The following is a 19,485-nucleotide window of genomic DNA, read 5'->3' as shown; positions in this document are numbered from 1 at the left end:
AGCCATACTATTAAAAGGGTAAAATGAAATCTAAAAAAAGTCAATTTGAAATTTTCAGACAGAAAACTCATATTATCATTTATGGTACAAATACTTTTGCCGGAAGATTATTTGATTTAATTTTATTAGGTCTGATTTTCTTGAGTGTTCTATTGGTTATGTTAGAAACTGTTGCTGGTTTTGACATTAAATACCATGATCAATTAATTTTCTTAGAGTGGGTAATTACTATCTTCTTTAGTATAGAATACATTCTTCGAATAATCTCTATAAATAAACCGTTTCGCTATATTTTAAGTTTTTATGGTATCATAGATTTGATTGCTATTTTACCTATGTATTTATCGTTGTTCTTTTTAGATACTCACATGTTTGTTATCATTAGAGCATTACGATTACTCCGACTGTTTAAGATAATGAATCATCCCCATTTTTCCGGACAATCACAACAACTTAGAAAGTCACTTATTGCCAGCCGAGGAAAAATTGTGGCTTTTATGTATTTTGTTTTAATCAGTTGTATACTAATAGGTTCTTTAATGTATGTTGTTGAGGGAGAAGAATCAGGTTTTACAAGCATTCCTATCAGTATATATTGGTGCATTGTTACGCTGACAACTGTGGGGTTTGGAGATATAACCCCTATAACTCCATTAGGTCAATTTATTGCCTCGCTAGTAATGATTATGGGATATGGAATTATTGCGGTTCCTACAGGAATTGTTACTGCAGAAATTGCACGCTCAGAATATAAGCGTGGTAGAGAGTCAAAAAGACATCATTGTATGAATTGCGGAAAAGATGATCACAGTGAAGAATCAAAATTTTGCTATAATTGTGGGGATGAATTAGACGAACATTCATAATTCTTATAGTTTGACAAATTCAAATTTTCTTATTACTATTATTGGCCCAACCGCCATCGGAAAAACAGCTTTAAGCATCGCTTTAGCCAATCATTTCAAATGTGAAATTATTTCTTGTGACAGCAGACAATTTTATAAAGAAATGAGAATTGGAACAGCTGTTCCTTCTAATGAAGAATTGAACGCTGCAACGCATCATTTTATTCAAACAAAATCGATTTTTGAAAACTATTCTGTTGGTGATTTTGAACGTGAAGCCATTTTGAAATTGGATGAATTATTTCAAAAGAACAACATTCAAATCATGGTTGGTGGATCGGGATTGTATGTGGATGCTATTTTGAAAGGTTTTGATGATTTTCCTGAAATTGAACCAAAAATCAGGGAAGAAATTAAACGAGAATTTGAAGCAAGTGGTTTAGCATTTTTACAAAAAAAATTAAAAGAATTAGATCCTATTTATTTTGAAAAAATAAGTATCGAAAATCCGCAAACGTTACAAAACCCACAACGAATGATGCGGTTTGTAGAAGTTTGTTTCGGCACCGGAAAACCATATTCTTCTTTTTTAAATCAGAAAAAAAATAGAAGAAATTTTGTTCCGATTGTAATTGGCTTGGAAGCTGAAAGAGAAATTATGTATGATCGAATTAATCGTAGAGTTGACATAATGCTAAACGATGGTTTGTTGGAAGAAGCTAAAAATATACATCCAAACAAACATCTGAATGCTCTGCAAACGGTTGGTTATCGTGAACTATTTGATTATTTTGACAAAAAAACAACTTTAGATTTTGCTGTTGAAGAAATCAAAAAAAATACGCGTCGTTTTGCAAAGCGTCAATTAACTTGGTTTAAACGAACAGAAAATGTTGCATGGTTTGATTATGAAACAGAAAGCGACACTATCATCAATTATTTGAAATCTGAAATTGAAAAGCAATGCCAATAACTCCAAATTTCACCTCAATTTATTCCCAAGAATGGGAAATTAGCTTTATTCAATGCTATCCAAACGGTCAATTGAAATATACAGAATTATGTAATCTTTTGCAATTAACCGCAGGTTTTCATGCCGAATTGGGTGGATTGAGTTTTAGCGATATGCAAGAATTCCATCAAGCTTGGGTATTGAGTAGAATGCGTGTTGAAGTTTCAGGTTTACCAAAATGGCGTGATGTTGTAACCGTTAAAACCTGGATTGTTGAAATGAAAGATTCTAAGTCAATACGAGCTTTAGAACTTTATGTTGGGGATAAAAAATTAGTAGGAGCTCTCACCTTTTGGGTTGTTTTAAATACCCAACTAAGAAAACCACAAACCTTGGCTTTGCCATTTGATCATTTTGAATTGTTTCCTAATAAACTTCCCACTTCAAAATTATTTGAAAAAATAAATTTGAATACAGAAATGGTATTTTTAAAAAACAAAACCGTCTTACTTTCTGATTTGGATATTGTCAACCACGCTAATAATGTAAAATATTTGGAGTGGTGCTTGGATTGTGTTGATCCAAACCTAATCTTAAAAAATAAAATCAAAGCTTTTGAAATGAATTATTTGCGAGAATTGCATTGGCAAGATCAAATTTCTATAAATGCCTCTACACTAGAAAATCCGAAACAATTTACCGTTATAAAAAACGGAAAAATTTGCTTTGCACTTGAATTAGAATAATTATTTTTCAAAAAAAAAGTCTCATTTCTGAGACTTTTTAATTTTAAACTACTTTATTTTTAACTACCAAACGGAAACCTTCTCCGTGGATATTAAGAATTTCTACATCCTCATCCAATTTCAAATATTTACGTAGTTTGGCAATATAAACATCCATACTTCTAGATGTAAAATAATTATCATCTCTCCATATTTTTGTTAAAGCTAATTCACGCGGCATTAAATCGTTTTCATGAAGAGCTAACATTTTCAATAATTCATTTTCTTTTGGAGATAATTTTATTGGTTCATCACTTCCAAAGGTTAAGAATCGCAATTTAGAATTTAAATGAAATCTACCAATTTGGAATTCAAATTTTAAGTTATCCGTTTTCGATTCCGATTGTTTGCGTTGCATGATTGCTTTGATCTTCATCAATAACACTTCTGAATCAAAAGGTTTGTTAAGATAATCGTCTGCTCCTACTTTGTAACCTTTTAAAACATCTTCTTTCATTGATTTTGCCGTCAGGAAAATCAAAGGCACTTCTTTATTTTTTTCACGAATTTCTTTCGCCAAAGTGTAACCATCTTTATAAGGCATCATGACATCCAAAATACACAAATCATAAGTGTCTTTTTTGAATTTTTCAAATCCTTCCATTCCATTTTTTGCCAAAACGACATCAAAATCATTTAGCATTAAGTAATCTTTTAGTATGGCTCCAAAATTTGGATCATCTTCAACTAAAAGAATTTTTTTGTTTTCTACTTCCATAGGTTAATTAATTTTAGTGGTATTTAATTGATTAGTGGTATCTTTATACTAAACGTACTTCCTTTTCCTTTTTCACTTTCTACAAAAATCTCGCCATTGTGCTCTTCTACAATTCTTTTTACGTAGGCCAAGCCCAATCCGTGTCCTTTTACATTGTGAATATCTCCGGTGTGTTCTCTATAAAATTTTTCAAAAATTCTTTTTTGAGCTACTTTACTCATTCCGGCACCTTGATCTTTTATTTTAATTATTATAAAATCTTTAATGTTTTCTGTAAAAATTTTAATCACCGGTTTTTCGGGTGAATATTTTATGGCATTGTCTAAAATATTTACAAATACATTGGTAAAATGTACATCATTCAACAACACATTGGTTCTTTTTGCATCAAAATGTGTTTCAATCGTTCCTTCTCTGTTTTCAATTATTAAGCTAACGTGTTCAATGGCATCATTGATAATCTCATTAATATCTAATGCTTCTTTGTTTATTTCTAATTCTTTCTTTTCCAGTTTTGAAATTCTCAAAACATTTTCAACTTGAGCGTGCATTCGTTTATTTTCATCTCGAATCATTTGTAAATAACGCTTCACTTTTTCTGAATCATCAATTACTTTCGGATTCTTAATTGCATCAAGTGCCAAATTGATTGTTGCAATTGGAGTTTTGAATTCGTGCGTCATATTGTTAATGAAATCCGTTTTAATTTCAGAAATCTGACGTTGCTTTATTAATTGATTAAGTGCACTTGTGTATGCTATTACTATTATTAACGTAAAAACCAGTGATAATAGTGTAATTCCTATTAAATTTGAGAATAAAAATTTCTTTTTCTCAGGAAAACTAAGCATTAACTGGTATTTACTAACTCCTTCATTGTCTGTAAAAATTGGAACACTATAGGTATTATCTTTATCAAATTTAAACTGCTCTGAACGAACTTTTGTTGCAAAACCGTTGCTGTAAATTCCAAATTCAAATGGGGTTCCTACACCGTATTCTTTGAGTTCTTTATTCAATAATTCTTGTAGTTTTTCTACAGAAATTCTTCTCTGAATTGGATAGGTTAATGCAATATCATTATACGATATTTCATATTGCAATTTTTTTAATACATCCAATTTTCCTGATTTTTCGATTTTTAAATCGGGCAGGGTTTTGTGTTGTAAATTATTTCTATCTAATCCTCTTGAGTAAACTTCTGTTTTGCTTTTTGAAGAAAAACTTTTTACACGTAAACTGTCATAATTTGTATCAAAGAACGAAGGTGATATACTAAAATCATCCGAAATAATGCTATTGGAGTAAATTATGGTTTCATTGGTTTGGGAATTACGTTGGTAATAGCCAAATTCCAAAAAATCTGTATCCACTTTATCACTCCCTGTGCTGTCTTTATATTGATTAATTTTTTCAACAAAAGACATGATTTCCTGTTCTTTCAATTTAGCAGCAACATTGCCAATAACTTGTTTAACATGAAACCCAAACTGTTCTTGATTGTTTTGTAACGATGAGTTAAACCAATAAACTTGAACAACAATAATACCGATAAGTGAAATGCTCATTAATACGACGAGCAACCTAAATAGCAATTTATTCATCGATACAAATTTAACATTTTAACATTTGTTCTGTTGCTAGATTAACCAAAAATTAACATGAAATTCATTTTATGATTCTATAATTTCAACTAAAATTTCATCGATGTGCTTTTTAGCTTCGATTAAGTTTTCATTCAAAACCACATAAGTACTTAAAGCCATTTTCTGTTCGTCACTCCATTGGTTTTTTATTCGACTTTTCACTAACTCTTCCGAAGTTTTATCTCTCTCAATAACTCGTTGAATTCTAATTTTTTCAGGTGCAATTATGGTTATAATTATATCACAATCTTTATAAGCTCCCGATTCAAATAGAATGGCAGCTTCCTTTACTACAATGGGATGGTTTTGATTTGAACTCAACCATTTTTTAAAATGTTTAGCTACTTTTGGATGGATGATTGCGTTCAATTGTTTTAATTTTTCCGGAAAATCAAATACTAATTTTGATAATTTTTCTTTGCTGATTCCATTTTCATCTTTTATTGTTTCACCAAAAGATGCAATTAGCTCGGCCACCACTTTTGGCTTTTCTAATAATTTCTTTGCTTCCATATCAGCAATATAAACCGGAATTCCTTTGGAGGCAATATAATTGGCAAGCGTTGTTTTTCCGCTTCCAATTCCACCCGTTAATCCAATTAATTTTGTCATTTTAATTTAAAGAATAATTCAGGAAATTGTTTTTTTGGATCTTTCTTCAATACTTGAATTGCAATAAATGATTTCAGAAAGCCCAATCCATAACCATAGAATTGAATCACTGTTGCCACTATTGATAAAGACGCTATTTTAACACTTTTGTTACTAAAAATTGAAAATATAAAAAGTAACATAAAATAAATTACATAGAGTAAAATTGGGGAATAAATTCCAAAAATTAGTAGCACAATTGCACAATCTAAACCTATAATAAACAAGGTCGGAAACAAATAAGAAGGTTTGGCATATTCAGGATGCCAACTGTTTAGAATTGGTCGTGCTTTTCCAAATTTATTCACTTGAGTATAAAACTTATTCCAATCGATTCTTCTTTTATGGTATACAAAAGCTTCAGAAATAAGTTTCGTTTTGAATCCCAATTTCCATAACCGAATTGTCAAATCCGGATCTTCTCCCGGGTGAATAGTTCCAAATCCACCACTGGCTTCAAAAGCTTTTTTGGAAAGTCCCATGTTGAAACTTCGAGGTTGAAATTGATTAATTTTTTCAGAACCACCTCTAATTCCTCCTGTCGTTAAAAAAGAAGTCATAGAAAAATTAATAGCCTTTTGAATGGAAGAAAAAGAATCCAAAGCTTTATCGGGTCCGCCAAAACAATCTGTAAAATCAAGATGTAAAGATTGATAAACAGTTGTTAAATAGTGACTGGGAATAATACAATCGGAATCAAAAATCAAATAATAATTACCTTTTGCATTTCTCATTCCAAAATTTCTAGAATCTCCCGGACCTGAGTTTTCTTTAAAAAAATAGGATATATCCAGTTTGTCAGTATACAAATCAACAATGGTTTTGCATGAAATAGTCGATCCATCCTCAACAATAACTATTTCAAAAGATTGATTGAAATCTTGAACTGAAAGACTTTCCAGTAATTCATGAACTTCATCAGGTCTATTATAAACAGGTATAATTATTGAAAAAAGCATTACTTATTTTTTAACAAAGATACATTTTCAAAAACAAAAAGCCACGCATGAAGCGTGGCTTTTCGAACAAAACAAATGGGTTACTTATTGTTTAATTACTTTAATAGTTTTCGATTGGTTATCGGATGTAACTTTTACCAAATAGGTTCCATTTGGCAATGAAGACATATCAATGTCTGTTTGAGTTACATTAGGTTTAACTGCACTAATTTGTTGTCCTAATAAATTTGAAACAACTACTTCAGAAATAGAATAAGTATATGAAATTGTCAAACTATTAGTTACCGGGTTAGGATAGTACTTGAAATTTGAAGAATCAAATCCATTTACACCCAAAGTAACAACCACTGTTACAGCTAATGCTTCACTATTACATGTGCCAACAGAACTTACGGCATAATAAGTAGTTCCATCCGTAATAATTGTGCCAACAGGTAACTCATTCACATTAGCCAAAGCATCCGCTTCAGAAGCAAACCATTTAATACCAGAACCGGCAACAACTAAATTTTGAATTGTAGCATCAGAAGCAGTTGGAACGTTAACGGTTTGGATTGCATCACCTGTTGGTATTGCAATTTCAGCAATTGTTATATCATAGTCTTCTGCTTCTCCCCAAGTGTAACTTGAACAAGGATCTATAGTGTTTCCAGCGGTGTTATATACGTTTCTAACACGCATTCTATGTAAACCTGGATTAGCATTACAAGGAATTACCAATTGAATAGTACCAGTTGTACTGGCAGCAATATTAGTAGTTGTAAATCCAACTTTTTCAGATTCTTCAAAAGTTAAGTTGTCATTAAAATCAATCCAAACAGAAACACCTTGCGCACCACCACTACCAACTGTCACATCCATATTATAATTTGTTGCCTCAACTAATGTTGCAGTATAATTTGGTTGTCCAGAATAATAATTATATGATGGAGCTGTAGTACTATTACCAGTATTATTTGAAAGTGTAGTTCCAATTATTACAACATTAGACATCATATCATTTGAACCTACACCTGTTGTATAAACTGGTGTACATGCACAAGGATTTACAGCTGTAGTAAAAGATTGTTCCACACAACCAACAGCAGGAGCAAATGTATTATAAGGTGTGATTGTATAATAATATGTTGTATTTGGATTCCCTATATGTGAATAAGTTGTGACTGGACCAACATTAACATTATCTAAAACATCTGTACCTCCTGGGGTAGTTCCCATTGTCATTCTATAAGCATCTGCATCAGCTGCAGCGGTCCATGTAATTTGGGTAGCAAAGTTACCACACGCTGCATCAGGAACAGCTACTATATTTGTAGCACATGATGGAACGACGGTTGGAATAGGTTCCCAAACAAAATCATCCATATAAGCTGTCGTTGCTGTTGTTGTTTGTACAAGCTTTAATACAAGTTGAGAAACACCGACTGGAACGTTGTTAGGAACCACAACAAATTCAAGAGCAGTTGAAGCAGCAGTTGATGGTAATTGAATATCATCAATAGCCACAAATGTATTTACATCAGGAGTATTTGTAAAATATCCTACTTGTAATACTTTATTTACTGAGGTAGCATAAGCCTTAAATTTTAAACGGTGCGTATTTGCTTGTATATTTGAGAACGGAGGTAGCACTGCATACGCTTCGGTTGTTGTAGCACTATTCATGTACAAACGATTTGGCGGAGACATTGGAGCAACACTAGACGTTGCTGTATAAACATTATTTGAAGATCCTGCTCTTGACCAACAATCCGGTAAATTGCCTACACCAGTAGTTTGGCCTTCAAAGTTCATTGTATATTCAGTAACCGGTGAACACAATGTTTTAAACGCATGTGGCCCAATCCAAACACTAGAATCAGACACACCACATACCGCTCTAACATAAAATTCATAGGAAGTATTTTCAGTTAAACCACCTAATGTATAAGGATTAGTTGTAACTCCGGAAATTAAAGTTCCATCACCAGGTGTAAAGCCAGGTGCACCATATTCAATATCCCATACAGTTTCGTTTGAACCACTAGCATTCCAACTTAAAGAAACAGAAGTTTGAGCTAGTTGCGAAGCAAATAAATTGGATGGTTCTAAACATGAAGGAATAGGTTCCCAAATAAAGTCATCTAGGTATACTGTAGAACTACCTCCGGGAAAACCTGGGTTTTTAAGTGCCAGATGTTTTACTCCAGCCGGTAATGCTCCCGGTGAAATTACAAATTCTAAAGCAGAGGCAGCAACTGTACCCGGCAAATTTATTTCTTGTAAATATACAAATGTACTTATATCAGACGGATCTGTAAAATATCCAAATTCTAAAAATCTACCTGCTAAAGTTGCATAACCTTTAAAGCGTAAACGGTGAGTATTAGCACTTAAATTAGAAAATGCAGGTAAAACTGCGTACCCTTCTGTAGTAGGAGTAGCCGTACTACTTGAAAACATATACAAACGAATTGTAGGTGACATTGGCGCCACACTTCCCGTAGTAGGATACACTGATCCATTTCCTAATTTACTCCAACAATCTGGCATAGGAGCAGCTGTTCCGGTAGCTAGACCAGAAAAATCTGTTGAATACACATCAAAATCGGTACAAGCAGTTTTAAACGCAAACGGACCTGACCAAGCACTTGGTATATTCCCTGTACAAATTGCTCTTACATAATATTGGTAATTAGTTGCAGGTATCAATCCAGTTAAAGAATATGGATTTGAATTAGTACCTAAAATTTGTGTTCCTGTTCCTAATTGGAATCCTTGAACACCGTATTCGATATCCCAAATAGTTTCATCTCCTCCATTTGCCCAATTCAAAATTGCACTTTCAAAAGTAATATCGCTCGCATTTAAACTGGTAGGCTGTTGGCACGTTGAGTTTACTTCCCAAATTACATCATCAATATAAACTGTAGTAGTACTGCCCGAAACCAAACCAAAAGCTAATTGTGTAACACCAGCCGGAACTGTTGTTGGTATCAATTGAAATTCTTGTGCAGTAGCAGCCGTTGTACTAGGCATTTGATAATCTTCTAATGACACAAATGTTGATACATCCGTTGGATCTGTAAAATATCCCACTTGCAAAATCTTATTAGCTGATGTAGCATAGACTTTAAATCTTAATTTATGGGTATTAGCTTGTAAATTAGAAACCGGAGTCATTAAAGCATAAGCAGTAGTGGTTGTAGAAATATTCATATATAACCGATTAGGTGGAGACATAGGAGCTACACTTGCGGTTGTTGTGTAAACGTTATTAGAAGTCCCTAATTTAGACCAACAATCAGGTAAATTTCCAGTACCAGTTGGCAAGCCTTCAAAAGTTACAATATAATCCGTAACTGTACTGCAAAGCGTTTTAAAATCATAAGGCCCCATCCATGCACTTTGATCAGAAACTGAACAAGAAGCTCTAATATAATATTGATAATTTGTATTTGAAGTTAAATTCGTTAAAACATAAGGATTTGTAGTTATACCTGAAATCATAGTACCATCACCAAGTGTAAATCCTGGTACTCCATATTCAATATCCCAAGCAGTTTCGGTGCCAACATTTGTCCAATTTATTTGAGCTGAATTTTCAGTAATCAAAGTTGTGGTAACATTAGAAACTTCCAAACAAGATGGAGATTGTTGCCAAATAACATCATCAATGTATAAAGTATTAACACCTCCAGGATGTCCCGGATTTTTAAATACCAAATTTTTAACTCCAGCAGGTAATGCTCCCGGATAAATAATGAATTCTTGTGCACTTGCCGCTGCCGTTCCCGGTAGATTAATATCTTGCAAATACACATAGGTAGCTATATCCTCCGGATTAGTAACATAACCAATTTCCATAGTTCGATCGGTTCCGGAAGTGGAATAAGCTTTGAATCTTAATCTATGCGTATTGGCTTGTAAATTAGAAACGGAAGGTAATATAGCATAGCTTTCAGTAGGTGTAGTTCCACTAGCTGTCATATATAATCTGTTTGGTCCAGACATTGGGGCTACACTACCTGTTGTTACATAAACGGCTCCTGTCCCGGCTTTCGCCCAACATGGCGGCATGGGAGTAGATGCTCCAGTAGGTAATCCTTCAAAAACTTCTGTAAATTCAGTCACATCTATACATCCAGTCCTAAAAGACCCAGATGCTAGAGCACTAACTCCATCAACGACTCCGCAATTTGCTCGTACCCAAATATAATACTGTGTATTTGGAATCAAATCAGTTAAATTTAATGTACTACCTGTTGGAATAGTCCCTGTAGGAGTATCGGTAGGAGCCGGAGGCGTATCTGAAGTAGATAAAAAATATTCATGACCTTCACTTGGAGCAGTTGCAAAAGGAACCCAGCTGATTGTAGCAGTTGTTGTGGTTACATCTGAAGCTATAACTGAATTAGGTGCATTACAACTTACAAGATAATCGAATCCAATGAATGGTCTTCTAAAATTTGAACTAGTTAAAGAAGTTGGAAGTGTACCAGTAGTATTATTTGTATATTTTGAAGTATTACTATTTCCGGTATCTATGCATGCCACAAGATATTCATAAAACCAAGAAATTGATGCAGAAGCTGTTGAATTTGTATATTCAAAAAATACTGCTAAATTCTGTGTACCCGAGTACGTAAAATTTGTAGCTAAAGGAAATAATTTCCAACCAGCACTATCTCCAACAATTGTTGCCGGATTCGAATCGTAAACTAATGTTGTACCAACAGTTGCCGTAGCCCAATCAAGAGCTCCTTCACCAAAATCTATAGCCGCTATTTCTTTAACATAAATCTTAAAGTTTGGAGTTCCTGCCATGCTTCCTGTTGCTGTAGATCTGTTAAAATACATTCCACTTACAATTTGACCGGCAATACCACTCAACTGCGATGCAGGATAAATCACAGCATATCTATTTGTAGCGTTAGCAGAAGCCGCACTGTACATTGGTCCATACAGGGTGCTTCCTAAGGTGCTACAACTTGGGACTGAGTACAATTGAGCATGTATTGACGAGACACTCATCAATAAAAATGCGATTAAAAAAGTAATTTTCTTCATAATAAATAGTTTAATTATTAGTGTAAATGTAAAGTTTATAAAACACAAACCATATTGTTTGAAGTATTATCAAAAAATTGCTTGAAAATGTTAGGAATATAAAAAAACCGCCCATTTTATTGGCGGTTTTGTAAGAAAAAGTGATTTTTAAATTAATTTTTTATCACTTTGATAGTCTTCGTTTGGTTTTCTGATGTTACTTTAACCAAATATGTTCCAATAGGTAAACTTGACATATTAACTTGACCTTGCGTAGTATTTGGTTTTGTAGCTAAAACTTGTTGACCTAAAAGGTTGTAGATTACTAAATCAGAAATCGTGTTGCTGTATGCAAAATTGAATACATCTTTTACAGGATTAGGATAAGCACTGAAATTTGATGAATCAAAAGAACCAGTACTTAAGTCTTCTTCAATGTTCACTGCAAAGTCTAAAGTAACCCCCCAATTTCCATTATAGCATGGATTAGGTGTTGTATTAAAATTAGCATCACCTGTAGACATACGCATTTTGTGAACACCTAAAGTTGCATCAGCAGGTATTAAAAAAGATGCGTCATATACAGTAGGGTTGGTAGCTAAAGAAACTCCTGAAAACACCAATTCATTAGCATCAAAAGTTAAGTTATCATTAAAATCAATCCAAACAAATGTATTGTAGGCATAACCAGTAGCAAAAGTAACTTGTAAATTCGCTGTAGAACCTTGGATTAAGTTAACTTGGGTAGCTGAATGATCAAAATAAGTAACATCTGTGGTTGGGAAATTTGTAGTTCCTAACAGTACATTTGTAATTCCAAGTCCGTCATTGTTTGGAGGAGCAGAAACACAATAACAGCCATTTACTGCAGTTGTATAGGATTGATCCACACAACCAATTGCATCACCATTAGCATTAAATGGTACTACTCTAAAATAGTAGGTTGTATTAAAATTACCAATATGATTGTAGGTAAGACCACCTACAACAAAATTTTCTAAAACTTCTGAGCCGCCCGGTGTAGTTCCAATACTTAATTTATACCCATCAGAACCAGAAGAAGCATCCCATGAAATAGTTGTTCCTTCATTACCACAGTTGGCATTTATGGTTGCTGTCACATTAGTAGCACAATCGGGAGCAGAAACCGGAATAGTTTGCACTTCAAAATCATCAATAAAGAAATCTAAATCTTGATTTTCAGTTACCGTTCCACTTGTACCATAAAATGCAAATTTAACAGCATTAGTATTTACTGAAGGAATATTGTAGGTTTTAGATTCACCTAGGTGAGATGGTGTATTTGTAGCACTATACGTTTCTAAAATAGTCCATGTACCTCCACCATCTGTTGACATCATGAAATAAACAAAATCATCAGAACCCATAGTTGAAGTAGGGCCAGACGAAATAGGACCAGTACTTGCAAATTGAGTTGCTCCCACTTTATATTTCACTTGATAGCCACCTGTAGTTAAATCAAATATTGGTGTCACTAACCAACCTCTAATTGTTGTTGTGTAGATATTAATACGAGCAGCTCCAGTAGATCCTGGCCCATTTAACCAGCTATCTGAAGTCCAACTTCCTGAATTGGTCCCTCCTGTTGGCCCTGTTGTTTGATCACCGGTACCAAATCTAGCCCAACAAAGAGCTTCTAAGGCTGCATTATTTGTATAGGTTGTAAAGTTTTGTATGTAATATGGGGTAAATGATGCACATGGCGTTGTAAATGAAGCAATCACAGTCCAGTTACTTTTATCAGAAGTACTACAAACTGATCTAACCCAAACATAATAAACTGTCGTTGGATTTAATCCAGTTAAGTTTGCGGTAGTAACTCCTGCTCCAACTGAACCTGTTGCAAAGGCATCATTTGCAGGCTGTACATTACTTGTTGATAAATAATATTCATAACCTTCAGCGGGTGCAGTTGAAGGAGCTGTCCAAGAAATTGAAGCAGATTCAGCTAAAACACTTCCTACAACAACCGCAGATGGCTCGATACAGGTTGGAATTACTTCCCAAAAAACATCATCAATATAAGCTACAGTTGTTCCGCTTGGGTGTCCCGGATTTTTAAGAGCTAACCGTTTTACGCCGGCAGGAATTCCTGTTGGAGTGTATATGAATTGCTGAGCACTTGCTGCAGTATTTCCAGGTAAGGAAATCTCTTCTAAAAAGAAGAACGTATTTACATCACTAGGATCAGTTAAATAACCTAATTCAACAAAACGGTCAGTCCCAGATGTACTGTATGCTTTAAATCTAAGTCTATGTGTGTTCGCTTGTAAATTTGAAACTAAAGGCAACATAGCATATGTTTCTGTAGGTGTTGCACCTGATCCATTTGCAGACATAAACAGTCTATTTGCAGGAGATCCAGGAAGCACACTTCCTGTAGTAACATACGTCAAAATTGAAGAACCTCCTCTAGCCCAACAGTCTGGTAAACTATTAGTTCCTGATGGATAGCTATCAAAATTTTCTTCCCATTCTGTTTTATCATCACATTGTGTTTTAAAAATGAATGGACCTGCCCATGGGCTTAAAACATTTCCATCACAAACTGCTCTTACATAATATTTATAAGACGTATTCTCAGTTAGATTAATTAGAGTATGAGGATTTGAAACACCTGAAACAATTGTTCCTGAACCTAATGTAAAATTTTGTAATCCCCATTGAATATCCCAACTTGTTTCAGAACCCCCAGGAGTCCAAGTTAGATTAGCACTTGTATTTGATATTGAAACAGCACTTAATGCTGTTGGTTCAACACATGTTGAATTAACCTCCCATTTGATATCGTCAATATAAATAGTTGTTGCAGTTCCGGGGAAAATTGTAAATACCAATTGTGAAACTCCGACCGGCACGTTGGTGGGAACTAAAGTAAATTCTGTTGCAGTAGCTGCGGTCGTGCTTGGCATTTGATAATCTTCTAAAGAAACAAATGTAGACACATCAGCAGGATTGGTAAAATAACCTACTTGAAGAATTTTACCTGCTGCTGTAGCATAAGCTTTAAATTTAAATCTGTGTGTATCAGCCTGTAAGTTTGAGAAAGGTGCAACTATAGCATAAGCAGTTGTTGTTGCAGATATATTCATATACAAACGATTAGGAGGCGACATAGGAGCCACACTTGCAGTTGTATTGTAAACGTTTGCCGAAGTCCCTGCTCTTGACCAACAATCTGGTAATGTTCCAACTCCAGTCGGAATTCCTTCAAATGTCTGAATGTAATCAGCAACCCCATCACATAATGTTTTAAAAGTCCCTGCTAAGTACCACTGACTCGTTTCTGAAGCACAATTAGATCTTAAAAACACATAATAGGTTGTATTTTGAGATAAACTAATGATTGCAGCATTGGTATCCGTTGTAGTTGTTCCTGAACCAACCGGACTTGCATTTGATGTTGAAACAAAATATTCATACGTAGTTGGTGTGGGTGTTAATGGATTCCAATTAATTGTAGCAGAATTTGTAGTTAAATTAGTAGTCACAAGACCACTTGGCGGAGGACAGTCAGGAATTGAAAATGTATAGGTTAATCCATTAGAGGGAAAAATTAGATTATTCATCAAAATTGAACCTGCGGCATCAACACTTTGATTTGTGGCAGACCAGTCTGTTGATGAAGATCGAGAATTAAAATTAGTGGCTAAGTTTGATGGAGCTCCACGTAATCCTACTTGAAAAGTTTGAGCGAGATTCGCGTTACTCACAAATGAGCCGTAAATAATTTTTACTTCATTAGAAGTTTCTATCAAACGAATTTGAAAATTAAAATTATCGCCTTCACCATTTGTCCCAAATTTTTTGTAATTTTTCCATTGAACCACTAATTCTCTATTAGGAGCAGTTCCGATGGTTTCAATACGCAAAGTTGCACCCACTTGTGCTTGAATATCTTTCCCTAAGCCAGCTATCCTAGCTGTTAAATCTTCCGGTGTAATAACTGCTACAGAGTTAATTGGTGTGTAAGCACTTGAGCTACCGTTGTTAACAGAAGGTGTTAGAGCTGATTTACCTAGCGAAATCCAACCATTTGCATTTACTGCAAATCGGTCATAAACCTCTCCGTTAAATGTAAAGTCAAATCCAATAGGAAAACCAGGTCCCGTTAAATCAAAACCCCCAGCTAAAACATCAGGATTAAGAAACCTTTGATCATCAGTAGTCTCTGTACCAAGCAAGGTACCCCCTGTAATTTCAGTATAGGTGCTTGTAGACTGCGTAAATTCATAAACCCCAAGTTGGGCTTTTGAACTAAATACTATTGTAAACAAAAACAATAGAAGTGTAATTTTTTTCATAAAGTTATAATTTTGGAAATTAAGCAGTAAATATACTAATTCTTATGATTAATTAACAGATAATTAACATTGAATATATTAAAATTTTAAAATTAGTAAATAACAAAAAACCACCTGAAAAATCAGGTGGTTTTAATAAATTTATCAGCTAAACCTATTTAATTTTTAATAATCTTTATTGTTTTAACTTGATTATCACAAGTAAATCTAACCAAATAAGCTCCATTTGACAATCCTGACACATCAATCTGACCTTGAGTTGCATTAATCATAGCGTCAATCACTTGTTGTCCTAAAAGATTAAACACTTTTACATCAGATATTACATTATTGTATGAAAAAGAGAAGATATCTTTAACAGGATTTGGATAGTAACTGAAGTTGGATGAATCAAATCCACCTACACTCAACGTTACAAAAGCAGTAACAGCAAATGCATCACTATTACATGAGCCTGCAGAGCTTACGGCATAATAAGTTGTTCCATCAACCAAAGCAGTCCCTACAGGTAATTGGTTTATATTCGCTATAGCATCTGCTTCTGAAGCAAACCATTTAATTCCTGTTCCAATTACAATTAAATCTTCTATGGTTGCTTCTGCTGGCAACGAAACATTTATAGTTTGAACAGCATCGCCAGTAGGAGCTGATAATTCAGCAATAGTAATATCATAATCTTCTACTTCACCATAAAAATAGATACTACAAGGATCAATAGTGTTTCCATCAGCAGCATAAACCATCCTTACACGCATTCTATGCAATCCAATAGCAGCGTTACAAGGAATTGTTATTGTAAATGTACCACCGCCAGTAGTATTAATATTTGAGTCAGAAGCAGTAAAACCTACTCGTTCTGATTCTTCAAAAGTTAGATTATCATTAAAATCTATCCAAATAGAAAATGCTTGATTATTAAATCCAACTGTTGGAGTAATTGTGTAGGTTGTTCCTTCCACTAAAGTCGCAGTGAAATTAGGTTGTCCAGTATAATAATTATAGCTAGGAGCTGTCGTACTAGTCCCGGAATTATGAGATAATGAAGTTCCGTTTATTACAAAATTTGACATTAAATCATTAAAAGCAACTCCTGTTTCGTATTCCGGAACACAATAGCAACCATTAACCGCAGTTGTAAAAGAAACTTCTGCACAACCTACTGCATCACCAATAGCATTAAAAGGAACCACTTTAAAATAATAAGTAGTATTAAAATTTCCGACAAAACTATAGGATGTTGCGTTTAAAATTAAGTTATCTACTATTTCGTTACCTCCTGAAGTGGTTCCAATAGTTAATTTATAACCATCACTACCTGAAACAACATCCCATGATAACTCTGTTTCAAAATTACCACAACTTGAATCAATATCAGCTTCAACATTTGTTGCACAATCCGGAGCAGTTAGAGGAATAGCTTGAACAATAAAATTATCTACAAAAAAGTCAACATCTGCATCATCAGCTACATCTCCGCTAGTTCCGTAAAAAGCAAATTTTACTGTAGCTGAAGTTGTAGCAGGAATATTATACACTTTTGTGGTCCCTAAATTTGAAGGTGTATTTGTAGCACTATAAGTTTCTAAGGTTGTCCATGTTGTCCCTCCATCTGTTGACATGACAAAGTAAACAAAGTCATCTGACCCTAGAACACCACCTGCACTAATTGGACCTGTTTGTCCCCATTGCGTTGCTCCTACATCATATTTTACCTGATAACCACCTATCGTTAAATCAAAAACCGGTGTCACTAACCAACCCCTGATAAAATCAGAAAAAATATTTATTTTTGCAGCACCTGAAAACCCATTGTTTAACCAACCGTCAGAAAACCAAGAACCTGAATTCGTATCACCTGTTGGACCTGTTGTTAAATCACCTTGACCATATCTTTCCCAACAAGGTAAAGAATCAGGATTAAAATCAAAAGTTGAAAAATCTTGTCCATAGTACGGTGTAAATGCTGCACATGGCGTTGTGAATGTTGCTATTGATGTCCAATAGCTGTAATCTCCAACGGCACAAACTGATCTTACCCAAACAAAGTATTGAGTAACAGGAGTTAGATTTATAACATTAGCTGAAGTTATTCCAGCACCAACCGATCCTGATGGAGTTGTTGCACCTGTTGGTGCTGTTGAACTATCCGAAATATAGTACTCATATCCATTAGCTGGCGGTACTGATGCAGCATCCCAATTAATTGTTGCAGTTGTTGCTAAAACATTGGAAGCAGAAACATCAGATGGTTCTATACATGTTGGAATAGCTTCCCAGAATACATCATCAATAAAAATTGTTGTTGAATTACCAGGATAACCAGAATTCATTATTGCTAATCTAACAGCTCCAACTGGTAAATTGTTAGGGATTACAATAAACTGTTGTGCACTTGCTTGAGAAGTTCCAGGTAACGAAATCTCTTCCATTGAAACAAATGAACCTACATCTGATGCATTAGTTAAATATCCTACTTCCAAAAATCTATCTGTTCCTGTAGTACTGTAAGCTTTAAATCTTAGTCTATGTGTATTTGCTTGTAAGTTTGAGGTTAATGGCATTAACGCATAAGAAATAAATGATTGACCATCAAAATCACTAGAATACATATATATGGCATTTGGAGCAGAAAACGGGGTACTAACTCCAAAACTCTCTAAATAAATAGTACCATTTCCACCTTTTTCCCAACAGTTAGGTAACTGACTGTTAAAGCCTCCTTGGTTACTATCAAAATTTTCTGCAAACTCAGTTACAGCTAGACAAACCGTTGTAAAACTAAAGGGACCCGCCCAAAGACTATCTTCAGTTGAGCATTTTGCACGAACATAAAACTGATAGGTTGTTCCTGGCAATAAGTTTATAGCATCAAAATTAGCTGAAGCTAGATTATTTTGAAATGTTCCAGTTCCTAAATCAAATCCAGTCAAACCATATTGTAAGTCCCATGCTGTTTCTGTTCCGATAGGTGTCCAAAACAAAGTCGCTCCTGTTGTTGACAAACCAATCACATCTAAAGACACAGGTGCCGGACAATCGGCTAACAATTGAATTGTAGTGACATGACAAATACTTCCACCATCACAAGCTGCACTATTGGTTACATGCAAACGCACTGCTGTTACTGTTATACTATTAACAACTAATGGTGAAGAACCATGTGCAATTGTAACATTATCTGTATCTGTTATCGAAACATATTTATCAACACCATCTGAAGTTGCTGTAAAAATATAATTCTCGCCAATAACTAATCCATTAATTGTATTATATTCTGTAGAATAAGTACAACTTGAAATATTCTGAACATTCCCAGAATTATTTGAAGTTTCCGTTAAATAGGGAATAGTATTTACACATTGCCCATTAGAAAAATAAGAAATACTTGCAAGTAAAAAGAGCAAATACCACTTTTTTACCTTAAAAAATGTAATTTTTTTCATAAAATATTTAGTTTGTGTTAGAATGCTAATGTAAGAAAATAAACAACCCGACAATTGAAATAATTCAACATTTCAAACAATTTTTGTTAAAAAAAACCGCTTGATTTCTCAAGCGGTTACTAAAAACTGTATT

10 protein-coding genes are annotated in these 19,485 nt (G+C 34.2%); 3 read left to right on the top strand and 7 right to left on the bottom strand.

The features are described from left to right. Positions 1–23 precede the first annotated feature (23 nt). The 3 genes from IEV15_RS02350 to IEV15_RS02340 are packed head-to-tail and all read left to right on the top strand — an operon-like array spanning position 24 to position 2,543. Positions 24–866: an ion transporter gene (locus tag IEV15_RS02350; protein WP_188360886.1), complete on the top strand. Its 843-nt coding sequence runs from the start codon at positions 24–26 to the stop codon at positions 864–866. Between the two features lie 10 nt (positions 867–876). Further along, positions 877–1,818 carry a tRNA (adenosine(37)-N6)-dimethylallyltransferase MiaA gene (gene miaA, locus IEV15_RS02345; protein ID WP_188360885.1) on the top strand — a complete coding sequence of 314 codons (942 nt, stop codon included), beginning with the start codon at positions 877–879 and terminating at the stop codon, positions 1,816–1,818. Continuing rightward, complete coding sequence (locus tag IEV15_RS02340; protein WP_188360884.1) at positions 1,809–2,543, top strand: acyl-[acyl-carrier-protein] thioesterase; 735 nt, start codon at positions 1,809–1,811, stop codon at positions 2,541–2,543. Before miaA ends, IEV15_RS02340 begins: the two co-directional genes overlap by 10 nt. 43 nt (positions 2,544–2,586) lie before the next feature. Here IEV15_RS02340 and IEV15_RS02335 read toward each other — a convergent pair whose 3' ends face one another. The 7 genes from IEV15_RS02335 to IEV15_RS02305 form a co-directional block, all read right to left on the bottom strand. Beyond that, positions 2,587–3,300: a response regulator transcription factor gene (locus IEV15_RS02335; RefSeq protein ID WP_188360883.1), complete on the bottom strand. Its 714-nt coding sequence runs from the start codon at positions 3,298–3,300 to the stop codon at positions 2,587–2,589. A gap of 23 nt (positions 3,301–3,323) precedes the next feature. Then, a complete protein-coding gene (locus tag IEV15_RS02330; RefSeq protein WP_188360882.1) occupies positions 3,324–4,904 on the bottom strand; it encodes a sensor histidine kinase in 1,581 nt (526 codons plus the stop codon). Positions 4,905–4,973: 69 nt separating this feature from the next. Further along, positions 4,974–5,558 (bottom strand): dephospho-CoA kinase, encoded by a 585-nt coding sequence (gene coaE, locus IEV15_RS02325; protein WP_188360881.1) that lies wholly within the window; start codon positions 5,556–5,558, stop codon positions 4,974–4,976. Then, entirely contained in the window at positions 5,555–6,556 is a 1,002-nt protein-coding gene (locus IEV15_RS02320) for a glycosyltransferase family 2 protein (RefSeq protein WP_188360880.1), read from the bottom strand. The genes coaE and IEV15_RS02320 overlap by 4 nt, the downstream gene beginning before the upstream one ends. 84 nt (positions 6,557–6,640) lie before the next feature. Beyond that, complete coding sequence (locus tag IEV15_RS02315; RefSeq protein WP_188360879.1) at positions 6,641–11,605, bottom strand: fibronectin type III domain-containing protein; 4,965 nt, start codon at positions 11,603–11,605, stop codon at positions 6,641–6,643. 152 nt (positions 11,606–11,757) lie between these two features. Continuing rightward, on the bottom strand, positions 11,758–15,909 hold the full coding sequence (locus IEV15_RS02310; protein ID WP_188360878.1) for an NIDO-like domain-containing protein: 4,152 nt from the start codon (positions 15,907–15,909) through the stop codon (positions 11,758–11,760). A 158-nt stretch (positions 15,910–16,067) separates the two neighbouring features. Further along, complete coding sequence (locus IEV15_RS02305) at positions 16,068–19,352, bottom strand: GEVED domain-containing protein (protein ID WP_188360877.1); 3,285 nt, start codon at positions 19,350–19,352, stop codon at positions 16,068–16,070. Between the last annotated feature and the right edge of the window lie 133 nt (positions 19,353–19,485).

Origin of the sequence: Flavobacterium orientale, from assembly GCF_014638005.1 — a bacterium.
Taxonomy (GTDB): Bacteria; Bacteroidota; Bacteroidia; order Flavobacteriales; family Flavobacteriaceae; genus Flavobacterium; species Flavobacterium orientale.
This window is presented reverse-complemented; position numbering and strand designations above follow the sequence as displayed.

Excerpts from the sequence above, each read along its gene's own strand:
- IEV15_RS02340 (WP_188360884.1), top strand. The coding sequence starts at position 1,809 with ATGCCAATAACTCCAAATTTCACCTCAATTTATTCCCAAGAATGGGAA.
- IEV15_RS02305 (WP_188360877.1), bottom strand. The coding sequence starts at position 19,352 with ATGAAAAAAATTACATTTTTTAAGGTAAAAAAGTGGTATTTGCTCTTT.
- IEV15_RS02315 (WP_188360879.1), bottom strand. The coding sequence starts at position 11,605 with ATGAAGAAAATTACTTTTTTAATCGCATTTTTATTGATGAGTGTCTCG.
- IEV15_RS02350 (WP_188360886.1), top strand. The coding sequence starts at position 24 with ATGAAATCTAAAAAAAGTCAATTTGAAATTTTCAGACAGAAAACTCAT.
- IEV15_RS02310 (WP_188360878.1), bottom strand. The coding sequence starts at position 15,909 with ATGAAAAAAATTACACTTCTATTGTTTTTGTTTACAATAGTATTTAGT.
- IEV15_RS02335 (WP_188360883.1), bottom strand. The coding sequence starts at position 3,300 with ATGGAAGTAGAAAACAAAAAAATTCTTTTAGTTGAAGATGATCCAAAT.
- coaE (WP_188360881.1), bottom strand. The coding sequence starts at position 5,558 with ATGACAAAATTAATTGGATTAACGGGTGGAATTGGAAGCGGAAAAACA.
- IEV15_RS02320 (WP_188360880.1), bottom strand. The coding sequence starts at position 6,556 with ATGCTTTTTTCAATAATTATACCTGTTTATAATAGACCTGATGAAGTT.
- IEV15_RS02330 (WP_188360882.1), bottom strand. The coding sequence starts at position 4,904 with ATGAATAAATTGCTATTTAGGTTGCTCGTCGTATTAATGAGCATTTCA.